The following is a 19,120-nucleotide window of genomic DNA, read 5'->3' as shown; positions in this document are numbered from 1 at the left end:
GGGCGGCCACTGCGGTGGTCGCCCCCTTTTTTGCGTCCTTCACCCGGACAGGGGTTTACCCGACGGGATGGAAATCGCCGCTGGCTTCATCCAGCAGGTGAAGAACGCCGTCTGAAATCGCGAAGAAGGCGCCGCGCAGGATGAGTTCGCCCCTGGCCTCCTTGCGCTGGATGCACGGGAAGGTGCGCAGATTCTTGAGGCTGGCCTTGACGCCGGCCTGCTCCATCGCACGCTCGGCCGTGCGCCCGGTCGTGCCGTGCGCCTCGGCCACGGGCTCGCGCGCCTCGTCCAGCAGGGCGATCCAGTCGGCGATGAAGCCGCCTTCGCCCGGTTCTGTTCCGCGCAGTTCCTGCGTCAGCGCGGCCTTGCAGCCGCCGCACATGCCGTGGCCCATGACCACGACTTCCTTTACCTTCAGTACCTGCACCGCGAATTCCAGCGCGGCGGACACGCCGTGATGGCCCGGGGAAGTTTCGAACGGCGGCACCATCGCCGCCACGTTGCGCACCACGAACATCTCGCCGGGGTCCGTATCGAAGATCTGCGCGGGATCGACGCGGCTGTCGGAGCAGGCGATGATCATCACGCGCGGCTCCTGCCCTTCGCTCAGCTGCTGCCAGCGTTCGAGGCGAGGCGTCCATCCATGGTCACGGAAACGGCGATAGCCGGCGATGAGCTTGTCCAGCTCTGGCGATGAATCGTCTGACATGACGAAGGCTAATGCGCGGGTCGATTGCCACTTTCAAGTGCCCGAAGATGCGCCTATCTGGACGCCATGAACGATCTAGCCTCATCGCCTCGCCCGGAACGCCAGCGCAAGCCGGACTGGATCCGCGTGAAAGCGCCGACCAGCCGCGGTTACGGCGAAACGCGCCAGCTGATGCGCGACCTTCGGCTGAACACCGTTTGCGAGGAAGCGGCCTGCCCGAACATCGGCGAATGCTGGACCAAGAAGCACGCGACCGTGATGATCCTGGGCGACGTCTGCACGCGCGCCTGCGCGTTCTGCAACGTCAAGACCGGCATGCCCCGCGCCGTCGATCCGCTTGAGCCGGAGCACGTGGCCGAAGCGGCCGCGAAGATGGGGCTGGAACATATCGTCATCACCTCGGTCGATCGCGACGATCTGCCCGATGGCGGCGCTTCGCAGTTCGTCAAGGTGATCGAGGCACTGCGTCGCGCCACACCAAAGACGACCATCGAAATCCTGACGCCCGATTTCCGCAACAAGATGGAAAGCGCGGTGGAATCGATCGTCGCGGCCGGGCCGGACGTGTACAACCACAACCTTGAAACCGTGCCCCGGCTCTATCCCACGATCCGGCCCGGCGCTCGTTATTACGCTTCGCTGCGTCTGCTGGAGCACGTGAAGCGGCTCGATCCGCGCATCTTCACCAAGTCCGGCATCATGCTGGGGCTGGGCGAGGAGCGCCTCGAGGTCCATCAGGTGATGGACGACATGCGTTCGGCGCAGATCGACTTCCTGACGATGGGGCAATACCTCCAGCCCACTCCCCGCCATGCCAGCGTGGCCGAGTTCGTGACGCCCAAGGCATTCGAGGCCTATGGCGCGATCGCGCGGGCCAAGGGCTTCCTGCAGGTCGCCGCCAGTCCGCTGACCCGGTCCAGCTATCACGCCGGTGACGATTTCCGCGAAATGCGCGCCACCCGTGAGGCGCAATTGGCCAAGGCCGCGCAGAAGGCCGCAGCGCAGGGCTGATCGGGCGTGCCGCATATCGCCGAGAAGCGGCGCCTGCCCTGGTCGCCCGAACAGATGTTCGATCTGGTGGCGGACGTGCGCCGCTATCCGGAATTTCTGCCCTGGGTCGTCGCCACGCGCATCCGCTCCGAAGACGAATCGGAAATGATCGCGGACATGCTGGTCGGCTTCAGCGCGCTGAAGGAGAAGTTCACCTCGCGCGTGCGGTTCGACCGTCCGCAAGGGATCGTCGTCGAATATCTCGACGGGCCGTTGCGCAAGCTGGAGAACGACTGGGCCTTCGCGCCTGACGGGGAAGGCGGCTGCATCGTCGATTTTCAGGTCGACTTCGCGTTCCGCAACGTCATTTTCGAAAAGCTCGCCGGGCAGTACCTCGACAGCGCCTTCCGCAAGATGGTGGCCGCGTTCGAGACGCGGGCCGAAAAGCTCTACGGCAGCAGCAGGTCCAGCGCGACCAGCGTTGCCTGACGGCGCACGTCCGCGCGCGTCTTCGCGTCCTCGAAGAACTTCATCTCGGCGTTGACCGCTTCCGGGTCCTCGCCGCGTTCGGCCTTGGCGAACACGACCGTCCCCACCGGCTTCTGCGGCGATCCTCCGTCCGGACCGGCAACGCCGGTGATCGCCACCGCCACGTCGGCGCCCGAATGCTTGAGCGCGCCCTGCGCCATCGACCAGGCCACGGCTACCGAGACCGCGCCGAACGTGTCGATCACATCCATGGCCACGCCCAGCATTTCGTTCTTGGCCTCGTTGGAATAGGTCACGAAACCGCGATCGAGCACGGCCGAGCTGCCGGCGATCTCGGTCAGCGCGGCAGCGACCAGCCCGCCGGTGCAGCTTTCGGCCACGGCCACCGTGCGGCCGGCGGCAAGGTTGGTCTCGATCACGCGGCGTGCCAGGTCGGCAATGTCGGCGGGAAGCAGGTTGTCCATGAAATCGGGCTTTCGGCGTCAATTCTGCGCGGGGCAGATCGACAGCTTGGGGGTCTTGCCGGGCTTGGGCTTGTCCGCGACGGAGATGATGAAGGTGATCAGTTCGGCGGTGTTTTCCGGCGGCAGCGGCGCCAGCAGGCGCGCGCCGCGTTCGATGGCGACGCACTGGTCGGGTTTGATCCCGCTGCCCACCATCTGCCCGACCATGCCCTCCGCGAAAGGCTGGAGCGCTTCGTCAGGCATCTTGGCAAGAAGATCGCGCGTCTGGGCATCGCCCTTGTCCCCGCCCAGCTTGAACAGGGCAGCCTTGGCCGTGGGCCAGGCGGCGGCCTTGCCCGCCGCATAACGGGCAACCAGCGACCGGCCCTGCGTGGCGAAATAGCCGTTGGGGGAAAGCTGCGGCTGGCAGGTGGTGATCGCGCTGTTCATTACGGTCGGCAGCGCGAACGTGACAAGGCCCGTCACTTCCCGTTCGGTCAGGCAATTCTGCGCCAGAGCGGCCTGCGACTGGAGAACAAGCGCGGCACCCGCGACCAGCGTCGCGGCGATTCTGGTGGAAGAACTGACAGGACGCATGGCGTTTCCTTTCACTGGACCGGAACGACGGTGGCGACGGCTTGTGCGGCGATGCCTTCACCCCGTCCGGTCATGCCAAGCCGTTCGGTGGTCGTGGCCTTCACGCTCACCCGGCCAATGTCAATTGCAAGAATCTCCGCCAGCCTTGCGCGCATCGTCGCCTTGTGCGGGCCGATTTTGGGCGCCTCGCAGATGATCGTGACGTCAACATGCGCGATGGCATGGCCGGATTGCGCGACAAGCTCCGCCGCGTGCGCCAGGAACCGGTCGGAAGAAGCGCCTTTCCAGCGGGCATCGGACGGCGGAAAATGGTCGCCGATGTCGCCGGCGGCGATGCTGCCGAGCAGCGCATCGACCAGCGCATGGATCGCCACGTCGGCATCGCTGTGCCCAGATAGTCCATGCGTGTGTTCGATGCGCAGTCCGCATAGCCACAGTTCCTCGCCGGGGACGAGGCGGTGGACGTCGAAGCCCGATCCGGTACGGGGGATGGGAATCGTCACCGCATTCTCCTGAAGGTCGCTCTCCTGAAGGTCACTGGCGAATGTGACCTTGCGCAGCCTTTCCTCACCCTGAACCAGCGCGACGGCGTGCCCGGTGGCGACGGCGACCTGCGCGTCATCACCCGCTTCGGCTTCCCCCTGCCAGGCACGGTGCGCGGCTAGGATCACCGGATAGCGGAACGCCTGGGGCGTCTGCACTCTGTAAAGCCCTTCGCGCCGCGCCGGTTCCAGCATCATGCCGTCTCCGCCGCGCACGAGGCTGTCGACGACAGGAAGGACCGGAATGGCCGCTTCGTGCCGGGTCAGCGCTTCCACCAGCGCCGCGATCACGCTTTCCGGCAGATCGGGGCGGGCTGCATCGTGGATCAGCACCAGGTCGGGGGCGTCGGCTTCGAGCGCTTCCAGCGCGGCGCGCACCGAAAGCTGGCGTGTGGCGCCACCCGCCACAAGGCGGACATCGGAAATCCCGGCGAGCGACTCCTCGGCGGTTGCGCGCCAGTTCTCCGGAATGGCGACGACGATGGGAGCGATGCCTGCGTCCGCCATCCGCTTCACCGAATGGCGGACAAGCGGTGCGCCGCGCCACTGGGCGAACTGCTTGGGGACAGAGCCACCGGCGCGCAGACCTTGGCCAGCCGCGACGACAACGGCCGCGACTCGCTTGCCGGCCGGATCGGGAAACGTGTGGTTCATGCGGGCGCGCCTCTATCAGCCTTGCCGTGCGCCCCGCAATGGACTAAGCGCTGCCTGTTTTTTAGGCAGATTTGTACATACGATGAGCACGCTCCCGCATCCTCCGCGCCTCGCACCGCTTCAGGTCGGGCCGGTGCGTATCGATTGTCCGGTGATCCTCGCCCCGATGACCGGGGTTACGGACATGCCCTTTCGCACGCTCGTACGGCGCTTCGGATCGGGCCTTAACGTTACCGAGATGATCGCCAGCCCGGCGATGATCCGCGAGACCCGCCAATCGCTTCAGAAGGCCGCCTGGGATGCCGTGGAGGAGCCGGTTTCGCTCCAGCTGGCCGGTTGCAACCCGGTCGAGATGGCGGAAGCGGCGAAACTGAACGCCGATCGTGGCGCCGCGATCATCGACATCAACATGGGCTGCCCGGTGAAGAAGGTGGTCAACGGCGATGCCGGATCGGCTCTGATGCGCGATCTGCCGCTGGCCGCTTCGCTGATAGAGGCGACGGTGAAGGCGGTGGACGTGCCCGTTACCGTCAAGATGCGCATGGGCTGGGATCACAACGCGCTGAACGCGCCCGAACTGGCGCGGATCGCCGAGGATCTCGGCGCCAAGCTGATCACCGTTCACGGCCGCACGCGCAACCAGATGTACAAGGGCAGCGCGGACTGGGCCTTTGTGCGCAAGGTCAAGGAAGCGGTATCGCTGCCGGTCATCGTCAACGGCGACATCTGCGGCATCGAGGACGTGGCCACCGCGCTGGAACAGAGCGGCGCGGATGGCGTGATGATCGGGCGCGGCGCCTATGGCAAGCCGTGGCTGCTGGGGCAGGTGATGCACTGGCTCCAGACCGGCCAGTTGCGGGCCGATCCATCGATCGACGAACAGTATCGGCTGATCGTGGAACACTACCAGGCCATGCTCGATCACTACGGCGCGGAAACCGGCGTGAAAATGGCGCGCAAGCATCTTGGCTGGTACACCAAGGGGCTGCCCGGATCGGCCGAATTCCGCAACCGGGTGAACTTCATCGATGACCCGCGCGAAGTGCTCGATAGCCTGGCACGCTTCTACGCGCCCGCGGAGCATCGCGCGGCGGCATGACCGGGGCGGCGGACTGGCGCCTGCCCGACGCGGCCAGGCCGGATGCCAAGCGCCTGATCGGCAGCATGCCGATGGCGGTTCTGCTGATCGCGCCCGACCTGTCGATCGTCTCCGCCAACCCGGCCGCCGAACAGTTGACGGGGCAGGGCGCGAGCCGCCTCGTGGGGCGCCGCGTGTCGAGCCTGTTCGAGTTCGACGAACCACTGATCATGAACCGTCTCACGGAAGGCGAGGCGCAGCTTTCCGCGCGCGATGCGCAAGTTCGGATCAACAACCAGCCCGCGCGCAGGCTTGACGTCATGACCGCGCCGGTAGCGCATACCCCGGGCTGGCAATTGCTCGTGCTGCACGAACCCATCGGGGTCGAGGCGCTGGGCGGCAGCGTGGGCGGGGCAAGCGATCAGGGCGGGGTAACGCTGCGCGCGCCCGAAGTCTTGGCGCACGAGATCAAGAATCCGCTCGCGGGGATCAGGGGGGCGGCCCAGCTTCTCAACCGTAAACTGGAAGGAAGCGACCGGGCGCTGACGGAATTGATCACCTCGGAAGTCGACCGCATTGCGAAACTAATCGACCAGATGCAGTCGCTTTCTCGGCGCAGCCAGGAACCGGCGGTGCCGTGCAATCTGCATGAAGCGGTGCGGCGCGCGCAGGCGGTTATCGCGGCAAGCGATCCAGGCAGGGTGGTGATCGAGGAGGAGTTCGATCCCTCGCTGCCGCCTATCATGGCCAACCCCGATGCGCTTGTGCAAGTCCTGCTGAATCTTCTGACCAACGCGCGTGAGGCGTGCGAAGGGCAGGCCGACCGCCGCATCGCGGTGCGCACCCGCTTCGCCAGTGGTATCCAGTTGCACACGGGGCCGGAAGGCAAACCCTTGCGCCTGCCGATCGAACTTCGCGTGAGCGATATCGGGCCTGGCATAGACCCCGCGCTGCGCGATCATATTTTCGAGCCGTTCGTCACCGCCAAGAAGCAGGGGCAGGGGCTGGGACTGGCGCTGGTGCAGAAGCTGGTGCGTGAAATGAACGGGCGGATCAGCCATGATCGGGACGAGGCACGGGGCTGGACGCATTTCCGCCTGCATCTGCCGGTGGCGGGAACGGTGAGAGGATAGGCATGAAGAAGTACGTCCTGCTGGTGGAGGACGACGCCTCGATCGCCCTGGTCATCACCGCGGCGCTGGAAGCGGAGGGCTTCCTCGTCGACCGCTGCGACAGCATCGCCGAACGCGACCGGCTGCTGGCCGGCCAGCGCTATGGGCTGATGCTGACCGACGTGATGCTGACCGATGGCGACGGCATCGAAACGCTGGCACGCGTGCGGCAGGGCCATCCGCGGCTGCCGATCATCATCCTGTCCGCCCAGAACACGCTGGATACCGCCGTGCGTGCCAGTGATACCGGCGCTTTCGAATATTTCCCCAAGCCGTTTGACCTTGAGGAACTTGTCCGCACCGTGCGCCAGGCTTTCGCCTCGGCGGCGACCACGGAAACCGAGAACGAGCACGAAGACGTGCCGCAGGCGCTGCCGCTGGTCGGGCGCAGCCAGGCGATGCAGGCGGTCTATCGCATGATTACGCGCGTCCTGCGCAACGATCTTACCGTCCTGATCCTCGGCGAGTCCGGAACGGGCAAGGAACTGGTCGCCGAAGCGGTCCATCAACTGGGCAATCGCTCCGCCGGGCCGTTCGTGGCGGTCAACACCGCCGCCATTCCTGGGGAGCTGATCGAAAGCGAACTGTTCGGCCACGAAAAGGGCGCGTTCACCGGGGCAGTGGCGCGCCATGTCGGCAAGTTCGAGCAGGCGAGCGGCGGCACGCTGTTCCTCGACGAAATCGGTGACATGCCGATGCAGGCGCAGACCAGGTTGCTGCGCGCGCTCCAGTCCGGGCGGATCCGCCGCGTCGGCGGGCGTGACGAAATCACGCTGGATTGCCGTATCATCGCGGCCACCAACAAGGATCTGCTGCCGATGATCGCGGCCGGGCAGTTCCGCGAGGATCTGTACTACCGGCTTGCGGTCGTCCCGATCGAATTGCCCCCCTTGCGCGACCGGGCAGACGATATCGAGGCGCTGTCACGCCATTTCCTGTTCCAGGCCGCGTCCGAGGGGCTTCCGCGCCGCCAGCTCTCGCCAAGCGGCGCCGCTTTGCTCGCGCAGCAACCTTGGCGCGGCAACGTGCGCGAACTGCGCAACTTCATCTATCGCCTCGCGCTGCTCGCGCGCGACGAAGTGATCGACGCCGGCGCGATCGAGCCCCTGCTGATACAGGACGGCCAGACATCCCTTCGGCCCGCCGATGACATCGGCGCCCACGCCCCGGGCAGCGGCGGCGCGGCAGGCGAGGGCGGGGCGGCGGATTTCGCCTCGGCGCTCGCGCACTGGCTGGCGCAGGCGCGCCCCGAAGCCGGTGCGCTGTATGACGAAGCGCTGGCCGCTTTCGAGAAACCGCTGTTCCTGCATGCCTTGTCGCAGACCGGCGGAAACCAGTTGCGCGCGGCCCACTTGCTGGGGATCAATCGCAACACCTTGCGCAAGCGATTGGCCGAACTGGGCATCCATCCCGACGAGGCGATCCAGCGCGTCTGATTTTCGGTATCGCTCCACTTCCCATTCGACGGCAGAATTTACTTGCGCTTGTGCAACAGCAGTGTTGTATATGAGCAACTATGGTTGGTGAAGGCAAAGCTGGCGTAAACCGCTCGCCGCGCTGGTGGCGGCGCTTGCTGATCGGCCTGCGGCGCGCCAACGTGTTCTTCCTGCTGGAACTCGTCGCCACGACCGCGCTCGTCGCCATGCTGGCGGTAAGCTGGATGGCGGTCAGCGCCAATACTGCCAGCAACCAGTTGCTGCCTTCGCGGCTGACGTCCACGCTGCTGATCGGCACGCTGGTTCCGGCCATGGCGCTGATCGTGCTCGTGGGCCGCAGGATTGCGCTGCGCCGCGCCAAACAGAGCGGCCTTGGCGCCAGCGGGCGCCTGCACGTCCGCCTTGTCTGGCTGTTTTCGCTGATCGCCGCGATCCCGACCCTGCTGGTGGTGATCTTCGCCTCGCTGCTGTTCCAATCGGGCGTGGAGTTCTGGTTTTCCGACAACTCGCGCGGAATGCTGGAGAACGCCAACAGTCTGGCGCGCGGATACTACGCGGACAAGCTGCGCGATGTCGGCAACGAAAGCGTGGCCATGGCCAGCGACATGCGCGCCTATCTGAACCAGACGCCCATCACCAGCCAGGACTTTGCCGAGGGGTATTCCTGGCAGGTGATAAGCCGCAAGCTGAACGAATCCGCGCTGATCGAAAAGGGACCGGACGGCAACCTGCGCACCGCCGCCATCGTCGATCCCAACAGCGACGAGAGCCGCGAGCGGATCACGCCCGACGACATGAAACGGCTCGATGCCGGCGAAGCCGTGGTGGTGAAGGCTTCCGCCCAGCGGATCGAGGCGATCTCCACGGTCGATCCCGTGCGAGGCATCTATCTCTATGTCGCGCGCAATTCCGATACGCTGGCGCTCAACCAGTGGGCGCGCGCGCAAAGCGTGCTCAAGGCCTATGATATTCTCAGCGGCCGCGCCCGCGCGCTGCAATTGCGCTTCAACCTTGCGCTGCTCACGATCAGTCTGGCGCTGGTGGGGCTGGCGGTGTGGGTGGCGCTGCGTTTCGCCGACCGCCAGGTCTCTCCGCTGGTGGAACTGGTGTCCGCTGCACGGACCGTCGGCAGCGGCAATTTCTCCATGCGCGTGGCGCATCGCGGCGGCACGGACGAAATCGCGCTGCTGGCGCGCGCGTTCAACCGCATGACCGCGCAGCTGGAAGGGCAGACGCAGGCGCTGGTCAGCGCCAACAGCCAGCTCGAAGTGCGCCGGGCCTTTATCGAGGCGGTGCTGGAATCGATTACCGCCGGCATCATCTCGGTCGGGCCGGATGGCACCATCCAGCTCGTGAACAGTTCCGCGCAGAAGCTCCTGCAGGCAGCGGACGCGCCCGATCTGCTCGGCCGCCCGCTGGACAGGATCGCCCCGCAGTTTGCCCAGCTTGCCGCGGACGGGCAGCACGGCGGCATCGTCCAGTATGCCAAGGGGGGCGATCTGCTCACGCTGGCGGTAAAAGTCACCGCCGACCGCAACGGCCACGTCATCACCTTCGAGGACATCACCCGCCAGTTGCTGGATCAGCGGCGCGCGGCCTGGTCCGACGTGGCGCGACGCATCGCGCACGAGATCAAGAACCCGCTGACGCCGATCCAGCTTGCCACCGAACGCCTGCGCCGCCGCTACGGACGGCAAATCACCACCGATCCCGAGCTGTTCGAGGAACTGACCAGCACCATCATCCGGCAGGTGGGCGATCTGCGGAAGATGGTCGACGAATTTTCGTCCTTCGCGCGGTTGCCCAAGCCCGTGTTCAGGGCCGAAGACGCGAGCGACCTCGTGCGGCAGGCGCTGTTCCTTCAGGAAGTGGCGCATACCGAGATCGCCTACAGCTTCAGCTCCGACGGGGATTCGGCGGCAATCCAGTGCGATCGCCATCAGTTCGGCCAAGCGATGACCAACGTGCTCAAGAACGCGGCGGAAGCGATCGACAGCCGGGCGCGCAAGGAAGATGTCGATTTCCGGGGGCGCATCGCTGTGCACCTCGCCAGCACCGAAAGCGCCGTCACCGTCACCGTCACCGACAACGGGATCGGCCTGCCGGCGGAGCGCGAGCGCATCCTGGAACCGTACATGACCACGCGGGAGAAGGGCACCGGGCTGGGCCTCGCGATCGTGAACAAGATCGTCGAGGAACACGGCGGGGAAATGACATTCACGTCGGCCGACCAAGGCGGCACGTGCGTGGCCATGCGCTTCGCGCGCGAACCGCAATCCGAAGCGGCGCCGGCGCCGGAGCCGCCCGGCGTCGTTACAGCGTCTTGAACCCGCGCGTGAAATCAAGATTTACGGAACCTGCTCGATTTACGGAACCCGCACATGGCACTCGACATCCTGATCGTTGACGATGAACGCGACATTCGCGAACTCGTCGCGGGCGTGCTCAGCGACGAAGGCTATGGCTGCCGTCTGGCCGCCGACAGCACCGCCGCGCTGGCGGCGATCGACGAGCGCCGGCCCAGCCTCGTGCTGCTCGACGTGTGGCTGCACGGCAGCCCGATGGACGGGCTGGAAGTGCTGGACGAGATCAAGAAGCGCGAGCCGGAACTGCCCGTCATCATCTTCTCGGGCCATGGCGGCATCGACACCGCGGTATCCGCAATCAGCCGCGGCGCGATGGATTTCATCGAAAAGCCGTTCGAGGCGGAACGCCTGTTGCTGCTGGTCGAGCGCGCCACCGAGACGGAAAGACTCCGCCGCGAGAACGCGCGGCTGCGCAGCGGCTTTGCTACCGCTGACGAGTTCACCGGCAACAGTTCCTCGATCAATGCTGTGCGCGCCACGCTGAAGCGCGTGGCCAACACCGGCAGCCGCCTGCTGATTTCAGGCCCGGCGGGATCGGGCAAGGAAGTGGCCGCGCGCCTTCTTCACAGCTGGAGCCCGCGCGCGCAAAGCGCGTTCGTCACGGTCAATTCCGCCCGGATCACGCCCGAACGGTTCGAACAGGAACTGTTCGGGGAAGAAGCCGATGGCAAGCTGGTTCGGGCCGGGCTGCTCGAAATGGCCGATGGTGGCACGCTGTTTCTCGATGAAGTGGCGGACATGCCGCCTTCCAGCCAGGCGCGCATCCTGCGCGTGCTGACGGAACAATCGTTCGTGCGCGTGGGCGGGCACCGCCAGATCCGCGTGGACGTGCGCGTGGTCTCGTCGTCGTCACGTCCGCTGGAAAAGGAAATCGCCGAACGACGCTTTCGCGAGGACCTTTACTACCGGCTCAATGTCGTGCCGGTGACGATTCCCTCGCTGGCGGAACGGCGCGACGATATTCCCGCGCTGGTGGACCATTTCTTCACCCGCTACGCCACCGAGCAGGGAATTACCCCGCCGGCCATATCGCCAGAGGCCATGGCCGCGCTGCAAAGCCACGACTGGCCAGGCAACGTGCGCGAACTGCGTAATGTCGTGGAACGGACCGTCATCCTGGCACCGCGCGACCGGTTGGGCCGGATCGATTCCGACATGCTGCCGTCAGAGATCGTCAGCGGCCGTCTGGGGGCGGAAGCAGGTACGCCGGCGCTGATGGGCGTGCCGCTGCGCGAAGCGCGCGAGAACTTCGAGCGGGAATATCTCAAGGTCCAGATCCGGCGCTTTTCCGGCAATATCTCGAAAACCGCGAACTTCATCGGCATGGAGCGCTCGGCGCTGCACCGCAAGCTCAAGCTGCTGGGCATGGTCGACCGGCGCGAAGACGAAATCGACGACTGATTTCCGACGGCAAGGGGGCAATTGCGTTTTCTGTCGGAACTCTTGCGCATTTTCCAAGTTTACGCGCAAGGGTTCCCGCAATAAGAGAGTCATCGAAACCGGCTTGAACGGGTTCCGGCGACGGAGCTTCGAACACGCCAGATCGCGACGCCACAAAGGGCGCGCCAATACGAAGGAGTCACACGAATGACCGGCAAGACACTTTCCGCACGTCCGCGCGCCAAGGCCGAAGCGGCTCCCGCGGCCGAAACGGCCCCCGCCCCTCAGTCCGGCGCGCCGGCAGGCGGGGCCAAGGGCCAGAACCTTCAGGACCTCTTCCTGAACCACCTGCGCAAGAACAAGATCCCCGTCACCATGTTCCTGGTGAAGGGCGTGAAGCTGCAGGGCATCGTGACGTGGTTCGACAATTTCTCCATCCTGCTCCGCCGGGATGGGCAATCGCAGCTTGTCTACAAGCACGCGATTTCGACGATCATGCCGGGTCAGCAGCTTTCCGTGGCGCACTTCCAGGGCGCGAATGACGAAGGCGGCCGCAAGCGGCTGTTGCAGGAAGTGTTCCTCTCCAGCGTGCGCGATGCCGGCGTGCAGGTGACGATGTTCCTCGTCAACGGCGTGATGCTGCAGGGCAAGGTCGCGGCCTATGACCTGTTCTGCATGCTGCTGGAGCGCGAAGGCTACGTCCAGCTTGCCTACAAGCACGCGGTTTCCACGATCCAGCCCGCCGGCCATGTCGACCTGACCGGCGATTGGGACGGCGAAAGCGCCTGACCGGGTGGCTTCGGACGCGTCCTGATGAGTTCGTTCGAGTTCGGGAACCGCTCCGAAGAACAGCGCAACGAAGTGGCCCGCGGCGCCCGCGCGCTCGTCGTTCTGCCGGATATCCGGCAGCGCGGCGGCGGGCTGGGCGACGATACCGATGCGCGCCTGGAAGAAGGGAAGGGGCTGGCTCTCGCGATCGGGATCGAGGTGGTAGATGCCTTTGTCCTGCCGATCCGCGCGGTGCGTCCCGCCACCCTGTTCGGCGAAGGGCAAGTGGAACGGATGGCGGTTGCCGCCAACCAGTCCGATGCCGAACTCGTCATCGTCGATGGCGCGCTTTCGGCGATCCAGCAGCGCAATCTCGAAGACAAGCTCAAGCGCAAGGTCATCGATCGGACCGGCCTGATCCTGGAGATCTTTGGCGAGCGCGCGGCGACCGCCGAAGGGCGTTTGCAGGTTGAACTTGCCCATCTCGATTACCAAGCGGGGAGGCTCGTGCGCAGCTGGACCCACCTTGAACGCCAGCGCGGCGGCTTCGGCTTCCTGGGCGGCCCCGGCGAAACCCAGATCGAGGCCGACCGGCGGCTGATCCGCAACCGCATGGCGCGCATCCGCCGCGAACTGGAGCAGGTCCGCCGCACGCGCGGGCTCCACCGCGACCGGCGCCAGCGCGCGCCCTGGCCGATCATCGCGCTGGTCGGCTACACCAACGCGGGCAAGTCCACGCTGTTCAACCGCCTGACCGGCGCAGGTGTGATGGCCGAAGACCTGCTGTTCGCCACGCTGGACCCCACCATGCGCGCGATCCGCCTGCCTGGCGTGGAAAAGGCGATCCTGTCCGATACCGTGGGCTTCATTTCCGATCTGCCGACCCAGCTTGTCGCCGCCTTCCGCGCCACGCTGGAGGAAGTGACGGCGGCGGACGTCATCGTCCATGTCCGCGATATCGCCAACCCGGCTACGTCCGCGCAGAAGAAGCAGGTCGAAGACGTCCTCGCCGATCTCGGCGTGATCGGGGAGGACGGGGCCAGCGTTCCGATCATCGAGGCGTGGAACAAGTGGGACCTGCTCCCGGAAGACGAACGCGCGATGCGACTGGACCTGATCGCGGCCGATGTGCCGGACCGCCCGGTCGTGCCGATCTCCGCGATGACGGGCGAAGGCGTGGACGACCTGCTTGCCCGCCTCGGCACGATGCTGACCGGCGGCGCGACCGAGCTGGAGTTGTCGATTCCGATGGGCGATGGTCAGAAGCTGGCCTGGCTCCATGCCCACGGCGAGGTTCTGTCGGAACGAGAGATAGAAAGCGCGGCGGGCGAGCCGCAGGTGCGCCTGAAAGTGCGGCTGACGCCGCGCGAACTAGGGCGCTTCAACAGCCTCTGACGCCTTGACCGCCTGCCATAGCGCTTCCTGTTCATCCAGCGTCAGATCGGCAAAGCGGCCCCCCGCCATGGCTTCCATCGCCCGGAAGCGCCGCTCGAACTTGGCGTTGGCGGCCCGCAGCGCATCTTCGGGGGCAATGCCATGGCTTCTGACCACGTTGACCGCGGCGAACAGCAGGTCACCCGCTTCTTCCAGCCGCTCGGCATCGTTCCGCGCGGCTTCGAGTTCGGCGGCTTCCTCGGCCAGCTTGGTCACCGGACCGGCCGTATCGGGCCAGTCGAAGCCTTGGCGAGCGGCCCTTTTCTGGAGCTTTTCGGCACGCATCAGCGCGGGGAGGGCAATGGCCACGCCGTCCATGGCGCTTTGTTCGCCCTTGGCGGCCCGTTCGCTCGCCTTGAGCGCTTCCCAGCGGTCCTCGCGCGCCTGACCCGGATCGCCGCCGCCATCGCTGGCATCACCGAAGATATGCGGGTGCCGCGCTTCCATCTTGTCCGAAATGGCGTTGGCGACGTCGGCGAAGGCGAACAGGCCGGCTTCCTCGGCCATGCGGCTGTGGAACACCACCTGGAACAGCAGATCGCCCAGTTCCTCGCGCAAGGCCGCCATGTCGCCGCGCGTGATCGCATCGGCCACTTCGTAGGCTTCCTCGATCGTGTAGGGGAAGATGGTAGCGAAAGTCTGCGCCCGGTCCCATTCGCAGCCCGATTGCGGATCGCGCAACCGCGCCATGATCCTCAGGATTCGGGAAATCGCGTCGGGGGGCAGGGGAGTGGGGGCGGGCGTCGTCACGGGGAATCGTCCTGGCCGGGGAAGGGCGGGATGTTCCCTATGCCAGCGCCACGGCGATGTCACCGGCGGCGCGTCAGCCATCGGATCGGGGCGGAATGGAGCATTCTCGCCCACCGCTCCCTTGATCCGATCCGGCGCATGTGAAACCGTCGGGGAGCACTTCGGGAAAGGACGTTCAACCATGGCAGAACACGATCAGCAGCGGCGCATGATTCTGGCGGGCATGGCGTCGATGGCCGTGGCACCCCTGTTCGGCGCAACCGCGCAGGCGCAGGTCCTCGGCAGCGGCCTCTCCGGCATTCTCGGCAACGCATCGGATAGCGCGCTCGACAAGCTGGCCGTGCCCGGTGCGTTCTACAACGATACTGCGGTGCGCATCCTGCTGCCGCTGGTGGGCAACGCGGGCGGCCTTGGCGGCGCGCTGGGATCCGTGCTGGGCGCGGGCGACCGGTTGGGGCTGACCGATGGCATCACCCGCAAGCTCAACGATGCGGCGGGCCTTGCCGCCAAGGAGGCCAAGCCTATCTTCCGCGCCGCAATCAGCCGCCTGTCGCTCAACGACGTTCCCGGTATCGTTTCGCAGAACGACGGCGCGAGCCAGTACCTGCGGCGCAGCGCCGGGGCCGAGCTGACCGGCAAGATGCGCCCGCTGATCAGTGCCGCGCTCGGCAAGGTCGGCGCGTTCAACCAGCTCGACAGCCTGTCGCGTCGCTCCAGCCTGATTTCGGCCGCCGGCATCACGCGCGACAAGCTCGGCAATTCGGTGACCGACCAGGCGCTCAACGGCATCTTCAAATACATCGGCAGCGAGGAAGGCCGGCTGCGCGCCAACCCCGCCGGAACCGCCGGCTCGTTGCTCAAGGGCATTCTCGGAAACTGAGGCACGGGGGGAGCCGATCGGCATTCCCCGTCTTATCACCTCACGAAGTGCGATAATAAGTATTATGTAAATTAGCATCGAGGCGGAAGGGCGCTCCGATCATCCCATCCGGGTGAACACCAGCGCCACAACAGCAATGATGGCGACCCACGCCAAGGCCATCCAGGCTTTCGTTCCCAGCGGCAATCGTGTCAGTCGACGATTGGAAAGCACCAGGACCAGCGCGGCAAGGATTCCGATAATGCTGATCCATTGATCGGTCACGGCGGCGATCCTTCGGCCTTAGAGTTCGATCTCCATCCCGTCATAGCCGGGATCGACATGCGGCGGCGTCTCGTCGCAAAGCGTACGGTAATCCATGCTCTTGTCGAGATGCGTCAGCACGGCGCGCCCGGCGCGGCACGCCTCGACCAGCTCGAGCGCCATGGCCAGATGAGCGTGCGTGGGATGCGGCTGCCGGCGCAAGGCATCGACCACCAGCACGTCCACCCGATCGAACAGCGCGACCATATCCGCATTTATCTCGCTGAAGTCTGTCGCATAACCTATTGATTTTCCGTCTTGATCGAAGCGAAACGCGGTGGATTGCGCCGGTCCGTGCGGCATCTGGCAATGGCTGATGCCGATGCCGGCGATCATGCGCACGCGATCGAGATTATCAAGGTTACAGATCGTGTGATAGCCGTGCTGGCCGGCAAAAACGTAGCCAAAGCGCTGGCGCAGGCGGCGGACCGTTTCTTCGGCTGCATAGCCCGGCAAAGGCCCGCCACGCCCCATGCGCAGCGGCCGCAGATCATCGATGCCATGCGTGTGATCGGCGTGATCGTGCGTCCACAACACGCCGTCGAGCCGGTCTATTCCGGTTGCCAGCAATTGCTGGCGCAAGTCCGTCGGCGTATCCACCAGCAAGCGCGATCCGTCCGCGCCTTCGACCACGATCGCCACGCGCGTGCGGCGATTGCGCGGCTCCTCCGGATCGCATGCGCCCCAGTCGTTGCCGATGCGCGGTACGCCGGTCGACGTGCCGGACCCGAGTACGGTCAGTTTCACCGAGCCGCTTTCACAGGCTGGCCTTGCGGAACAGCCGGAAAAAGTTTTTCCCGGTCACATCCGCCAGACGCTCGCTGCTGATGCCGCGCAGCCCGGCCACGAACGCGCCGGTGTCGGACACGAACGCCGGCTCGCAAGTCTTGCCGCGATGCGGCACAGGAGCCAGAAACGGCGCATCGGTCTCGACCAGCAGGCGATCTTCAGGCAGTTCCGCCGCAATCGCCTGCAAGTCCTTGGCATTCTTGAATGTCACGATGCCGGAAAGCGAAATCGTCAGGCCGAGCTCGAGCGCGGTCCGGGCCAGATCGGCCGAGGCCGTGAAGCAATGGATCAGCGCGGGGAAGGCCCCCTTCCCCATTTCCTCGGTCAGGATGCGTGCGGTATCCTCCTCGGCATCGCGCGTGTGGATGATCAGCGGCAGCCCGGTTTCGCGCGCCACGCGGATATGCGCCCGGAACAGGTCCTGCTGCACGGCGCGGTCGGAATGGTCGTAGAAGTAATCCAGCCCGGTCTCGCCGATGCCGATGACCCGGTTGTCGCGCGTCGCTTCCAGCAGCACGCTTTCACCCAGGTCGGCATGGGCATCGGCTTCGTGCGGGTGAATGCCCACAGTGGCCCACACATCAGGCTCCCGATGCGCGGTGGCGATGATATCGGCCCATTCGCGCTCTCGGGTGGAAATGTTGAGGAAGCCGCGCACGCCGGTTTCGCGCGCGCGCGCCAGCACCTCGTCCTGTTGCTCGACCAGGCCCTTGTAATTCAGATGGCAGTGGGAATCGATCAGCATCAGGCGTCCGTTTCCGCGCCTTCGGCATCGGCGGGCAGTTCGAGGCGCGGGAACGCGCCGACCGGCTGCGCCAGGCGCTCCCCGGTGGCGACGCGCGCCATGTACCAGTCCGCATCGGTGAGATTGGCGATGTTGCGTGTGTCCAGTGGTATGCCCAACTGGTCCAGCACCTTGTTCGCCGCAGCTGGAACCACCGGGAGGATCGCGATGGTCAGATCGCGGATAGCCATGAACAGCGTCAGCAGCACGGCGCGCATCCGCTCCGGATCGGTCTTGCGCAAGGACCACGGCGCCTGTTCGTCGATGTACTGGTTGCAGGCGAACACCGCGCGCATCCACGCGTCGATCCCGGCCGAGAAGTTGAGATCGGCGAAGGCGGACGGCAGCTCGTCGCGGCAGGCCAGCGCGACGGTAGCGAGCAGCGCTTCGTCAGCCTCAGTGCTCGAAAACGCGCCAAGTTTGCCATCCAGATTCTTGAAGATCATGGACAGAACGCGCTGGACGAGATTGCCGTAGCTGTTCGCCAGCTCGGCGTTGCAGCGCGTAACGATGGCTTCGGGCGAATAGCTGCCGTCCTGCCCGAACGCGACTTCGCGCAGGAAGAAATAGCGCAGCGGATCGACGCCGAACTGCGCGGCCAGCGCCAGCGGATCGGTGACGTTGCCGAGCGACTTCGATTCCTTCTGCCCCCGGTTGAGCAGGAAGCCATGGCCGAAGACCTGCCGGGGCAATGGCAGGCCTGCGCTCATCAGGAAGGCCGGCCAGTAGATCGTGTGGAAGCGGACAATGTCCTTGCCGATCAGGTGCAGGTTCGCCGGCCAATAGTCATTGTATTCCGCCGTTTCCTCCGGCCAGCCCAGCCCTGTCAGGTAGTTCGTCAGCGCATCCACCCACACGTACATGACGTGGTTTTCGCTGCCCGGCACCTTGACGCCCCAGTCAAAGCTGGTGCGTGAGACCGACAGATCGCGCAAGCCCTGGCTGACGAACGCGATCATCTCGTTGCGGCGGCTTTCGGGCCGGATGAAATCGGGGTTGTCGCGATAGTGCGCCAGCAGCTTTTCGCCATAGGCCGATAGGCGGAAGAACCAGCTCTCCTCGACCGTCCATTCGACCGGCGTTCCCTGCGGCGAGAGCTTCTCGCCCCCTTCCCCCGCCACGAGTTCGCTCTCGTCGTAATAGGCTTCGTCGCGGATCGAGTACCAGCCCTCGTAGCGGCTGAGATAAAGATCGCCGTTGGCCTCCATGCGCCGCCACAGTTCCTGCGTGGCAAGGTGATGCCCTGGTTCGGTGGTGCGCTGGAAGCGATCATAATCGACGTTCAAGGCATCGCACATATCGATGAAATATTGCGACATTTCATCGCTGAGCTGCTTCGGCGTCACACCCAGTTCGCGCGCCTTCTGCGCCATCTTCAGGCCGTGCTCGTCCGTTCCGGTCTGCAGGCGCGCGTCACGGCCCATCGATTTCTGGAAGCGCGTGATAACGTCGGCGGCAATCGCCTCATAGGCATGGCCTATGTGCGGCTTGCCGTTGGGATAGCTGATCGCGGTAGTAACGTAGTAATGTTCGCCCATCGGGCCAGTCGCTTTCAC

The 19,120-nt window shown here is 65.5% G+C and carries 19 protein-coding genes; 10 read left to right on the top strand and 9 right to left on the bottom strand.

Translation table 11 applies throughout. From position 1 onward, the window contains the following. Positions 1-55: 55 nt before the first annotated feature. Entirely contained in the window at positions 56-709 is a 654-nt protein-coding gene (locus FA702_RS02190) for a carbonic anhydrase (protein ID WP_125955541.1), read from the bottom strand. Between the two features lie 66 nt (positions 710-775). Between FA702_RS02190 and lipA the strand changes: the two genes are divergently transcribed. Together lipA and FA702_RS02180 are read left to right on the top strand one after the other, a co-directional pair. Further along, the gene (gene lipA / locus FA702_RS02185; protein WP_136954827.1) at positions 776-1,720 is read left to right on the top strand and encodes a lipoyl synthase; all 945 of its coding nucleotides are present in this window, start codon (positions 776-778) and stop codon (positions 1,718-1,720) included. A gap of 6 nt (positions 1,721-1,726) precedes the next feature. Further along, positions 1,727-2,188, top strand: a complete 462-nt coding sequence (locus tag FA702_RS02180) for a type II toxin-antitoxin system RatA family toxin (protein WP_136954826.1) — start codon at positions 1,727-1,729, stop codon at positions 2,186-2,188. Here the strand turns inward: FA702_RS02180 and FA702_RS02175 are convergent. From FA702_RS02175 to FA702_RS02165, 3 genes are read right to left on the bottom strand one after another with little or no spacing between them, the layout of a single operon-like run. Next, the gene (locus FA702_RS02175) at positions 2,149-2,652 is read right to left on the bottom strand and encodes a CinA family protein (protein WP_136954825.1); all 504 of its coding nucleotides are present in this window, start codon (positions 2,650-2,652) and stop codon (positions 2,149-2,151) included. The two genes, FA702_RS02180 and FA702_RS02175, sit on opposite strands and share 40 nt — an antisense overlap. A gap of 18 nt (positions 2,653-2,670) precedes the next feature. Beyond that, positions 2,671-3,228, bottom strand: a complete 558-nt coding sequence (locus tag FA702_RS02170; protein WP_136954824.1) for a hypothetical protein — start codon at positions 3,226-3,228, stop codon at positions 2,671-2,673. Positions 3,229-3,239: 11 nt separating this feature from the next. Then, positions 3,240-4,424 (bottom strand): bifunctional 2-C-methyl-D-erythritol 4-phosphate cytidylyltransferase/2-C-methyl-D-erythritol 2,4-cyclodiphosphate synthase, encoded by a 1,185-nt coding sequence (locus FA702_RS02165; protein ID WP_136954823.1) that lies wholly within the window; start codon positions 4,422-4,424, stop codon positions 3,240-3,242. A gap of 82 nt (positions 4,425-4,506) precedes the next feature. Here FA702_RS02165 and dusB point away from each other — a divergent pair, with 82 nt between their 5' ends. The 7 genes from dusB to hflX all read left to right on the top strand — a co-directional run bounded on the left by dusB (position 4,507) and on the right by hflX (position 14,019). Continuing rightward, positions 4,507-5,523 carry a tRNA dihydrouridine synthase DusB gene (gene dusB, locus FA702_RS02160; RefSeq protein ID WP_136954822.1) on the top strand — a complete coding sequence of 339 codons (1,017 nt, stop codon included), beginning with the start codon at positions 4,507-4,509 and terminating at the stop codon, positions 5,521-5,523. Further along, entirely contained in the window at positions 5,520-6,635 is a 1,116-nt protein-coding gene (locus tag FA702_RS02155; RefSeq protein WP_136954821.1) for a nitrogen regulation protein NR(II), read from the top strand. Before dusB ends, FA702_RS02155 begins: the two co-directional genes overlap by 4 nt. A 2-nt stretch (positions 6,636-6,637) precedes the next feature. Then, the gene (locus FA702_RS02150; RefSeq protein ID WP_136954820.1) at positions 6,638-8,110 is read left to right on the top strand and encodes a sigma-54 dependent transcriptional regulator; all 1,473 of its coding nucleotides are present in this window, start codon (positions 6,638-6,640) and stop codon (positions 8,108-8,110) included. Between the two features lie 80 nt (positions 8,111-8,190). Beyond that, entirely contained in the window at positions 8,191-10,437 is a 2,247-nt protein-coding gene (locus FA702_RS02145) for an ATP-binding protein (RefSeq protein WP_136954819.1), read from the top strand. Positions 10,438-10,491: 54 nt separating this feature from the next. Beyond that, positions 10,492-11,877, top strand: coding sequence for a sigma-54 dependent transcriptional regulator (locus tag FA702_RS02140; protein WP_124807368.1), 1,386 nt, complete (start codon positions 10,492-10,494; stop codon positions 11,875-11,877). 186 nt (positions 11,878-12,063) lie between these two features. Next, positions 12,064-12,645 (top strand): RNA chaperone Hfq, encoded by a 582-nt coding sequence (hfq, locus tag FA702_RS02135; protein WP_124807367.1) that lies wholly within the window; start codon positions 12,064-12,066, stop codon positions 12,643-12,645. 24 nt (positions 12,646-12,669) lie between these two features. Then, the gene (gene hflX, locus FA702_RS02130; RefSeq protein ID WP_136954818.1) at positions 12,670-14,019 is read left to right on the top strand and encodes a GTPase HflX; all 1,350 of its coding nucleotides are present in this window, start codon (positions 12,670-12,672) and stop codon (positions 14,017-14,019) included. Here the strand turns inward: hflX and mazG are convergent. Further along, positions 13,996-14,748 carry a nucleoside triphosphate pyrophosphohydrolase gene (gene mazG, locus FA702_RS02125; protein WP_255504784.1) on the bottom strand — a complete coding sequence of 251 codons (753 nt, stop codon included), beginning with the start codon at positions 14,746-14,748 and terminating at the stop codon, positions 13,996-13,998. The genes hflX and mazG overlap by 24 nt on opposite strands. A gap of 241 nt (positions 14,749-14,989) precedes the next feature. Between mazG and FA702_RS02120 the strand changes: the two genes are divergently transcribed. Further along, positions 14,990-15,688 (top strand): DUF4197 domain-containing protein, encoded by a 699-nt coding sequence (locus FA702_RS02120; RefSeq protein WP_255504678.1) that lies wholly within the window; start codon positions 14,990-14,992, stop codon positions 15,686-15,688. A 99-nt stretch (positions 15,689-15,787) separates the two neighbouring features. Here the strand turns inward: FA702_RS02120 and FA702_RS22670 are convergent, their stop codons facing one another. From FA702_RS22670 to metG, 4 genes are read right to left on the bottom strand one after another with little or no spacing between them, the layout of a single operon-like run. Then, positions 15,788-15,952 carry a hypothetical protein gene (locus FA702_RS22670; protein ID WP_168195976.1) on the bottom strand — a complete coding sequence of 55 codons (165 nt, stop codon included), beginning with the start codon at positions 15,950-15,952 and terminating at the stop codon, positions 15,788-15,790. A gap of 18 nt (positions 15,953-15,970) precedes the next feature. Next, positions 15,971-16,738, bottom strand: coding sequence for an MBL fold metallo-hydrolase (locus FA702_RS02115; protein ID WP_124807365.1), 768 nt, complete (start codon positions 16,736-16,738; stop codon positions 15,971-15,973). A gap of 10 nt (positions 16,739-16,748) precedes the next feature. Beyond that, entirely contained in the window at positions 16,749-17,525 is a 777-nt protein-coding gene (locus tag FA702_RS02110) for a TatD family hydrolase (protein WP_136954817.1), read from the bottom strand. Next, positions 17,525-19,102 (bottom strand): methionine--tRNA ligase, encoded by a 1,578-nt coding sequence (gene metG / locus FA702_RS02105; protein ID WP_136954816.1) that lies wholly within the window; start codon positions 19,100-19,102, stop codon positions 17,525-17,527. Before metG ends, FA702_RS02110 begins: the two co-directional genes overlap by 1 nt. Between the last annotated feature and the right edge of the window lie 18 nt (positions 19,103-19,120).

Source organism: Novosphingobium sp. EMRT-2, from assembly GCF_005145025.1.
Taxonomy (GTDB): Bacteria; Pseudomonadota; Alphaproteobacteria; order Sphingomonadales; family Sphingomonadaceae; genus Novosphingobium.
Note: the sequence above shows the minus strand (reverse complement) of the source record. Positions and strands in the feature narration are given on the sequence as shown.

What these genes read in the sequence shown, in the direction of transcription:
- FA702_RS02190 (WP_125955541.1), bottom strand. Translation starts at nt 709, where the DNA reads ATGTCAGACGATTCATCGCCAGAGCTGGACAAGCTCATCGCCGGCTAT.
- lipA (WP_136954827.1), top strand. Translation starts at nt 776, where the DNA reads ATGAACGATCTAGCCTCATCGCCTCGCCCGGAACGCCAGCGCAAGCCG.
- FA702_RS02175 (WP_136954825.1), bottom strand. Translation starts at nt 2,652, where the DNA reads ATGGACAACCTGCTTCCCGCCGACATTGCCGACCTGGCACGCCGCGTG.
- FA702_RS02170 (WP_136954824.1), bottom strand. Translation starts at nt 3,228, where the DNA reads ATGCGTCCTGTCAGTTCTTCCACCAGAATCGCCGCGACGCTGGTCGCG.
- FA702_RS02165 (WP_136954823.1), bottom strand. Translation starts at nt 4,424, where the DNA reads ATGAACCACACGTTTCCCGATCCGGCCGGCAAGCGAGTCGCGGCCGTT.
- dusB (WP_136954822.1), top strand. Translation starts at nt 4,507, where the DNA reads ATGAGCACGCTCCCGCATCCTCCGCGCCTCGCACCGCTTCAGGTCGGG.
- FA702_RS02155 (WP_136954821.1), top strand. Translation starts at nt 5,520, where the DNA reads ATGACCGGGGCGGCGGACTGGCGCCTGCCCGACGCGGCCAGGCCGGAT.
- FA702_RS02150 (WP_136954820.1), top strand. Translation starts at nt 6,638, where the DNA reads ATGAAGAAGTACGTCCTGCTGGTGGAGGACGACGCCTCGATCGCCCTG.
- FA702_RS02145 (WP_136954819.1), top strand. Translation starts at nt 8,191, where the DNA reads ATGGTTGGTGAAGGCAAAGCTGGCGTAAACCGCTCGCCGCGCTGGTGG.
- FA702_RS02140 (WP_124807368.1), top strand. Translation starts at nt 10,492, where the DNA reads ATGGCACTCGACATCCTGATCGTTGACGATGAACGCGACATTCGCGAA.
- hfq (WP_124807367.1), top strand. Translation starts at nt 12,064, where the DNA reads ATGACCGGCAAGACACTTTCCGCACGTCCGCGCGCCAAGGCCGAAGCG.
- hflX (WP_136954818.1), top strand. Translation starts at nt 12,670, where the DNA reads ATGAGTTCGTTCGAGTTCGGGAACCGCTCCGAAGAACAGCGCAACGAA.
- mazG (WP_255504784.1), bottom strand. Translation starts at nt 14,748, where the DNA reads ATGGCGCGGTTGCGCGATCCGCAATCGGGCTGCGAATGGGACCGGGCG.
- FA702_RS02120 (WP_255504678.1), top strand. Translation starts at nt 14,990, where the DNA reads ATGGCAGAACACGATCAGCAGCGGCGCATGATTCTGGCGGGCATGGCG.
- FA702_RS02110 (WP_136954817.1), bottom strand. Translation starts at nt 17,525, where the DNA reads ATGCTGATCGATTCCCACTGCCATCTGAATTACAAGGGCCTGGTCGAG.
- metG (WP_136954816.1), bottom strand. Translation starts at nt 19,102, where the DNA reads ATGGGCGAACATTACTACGTTACTACCGCGATCAGCTATCCCAACGGC.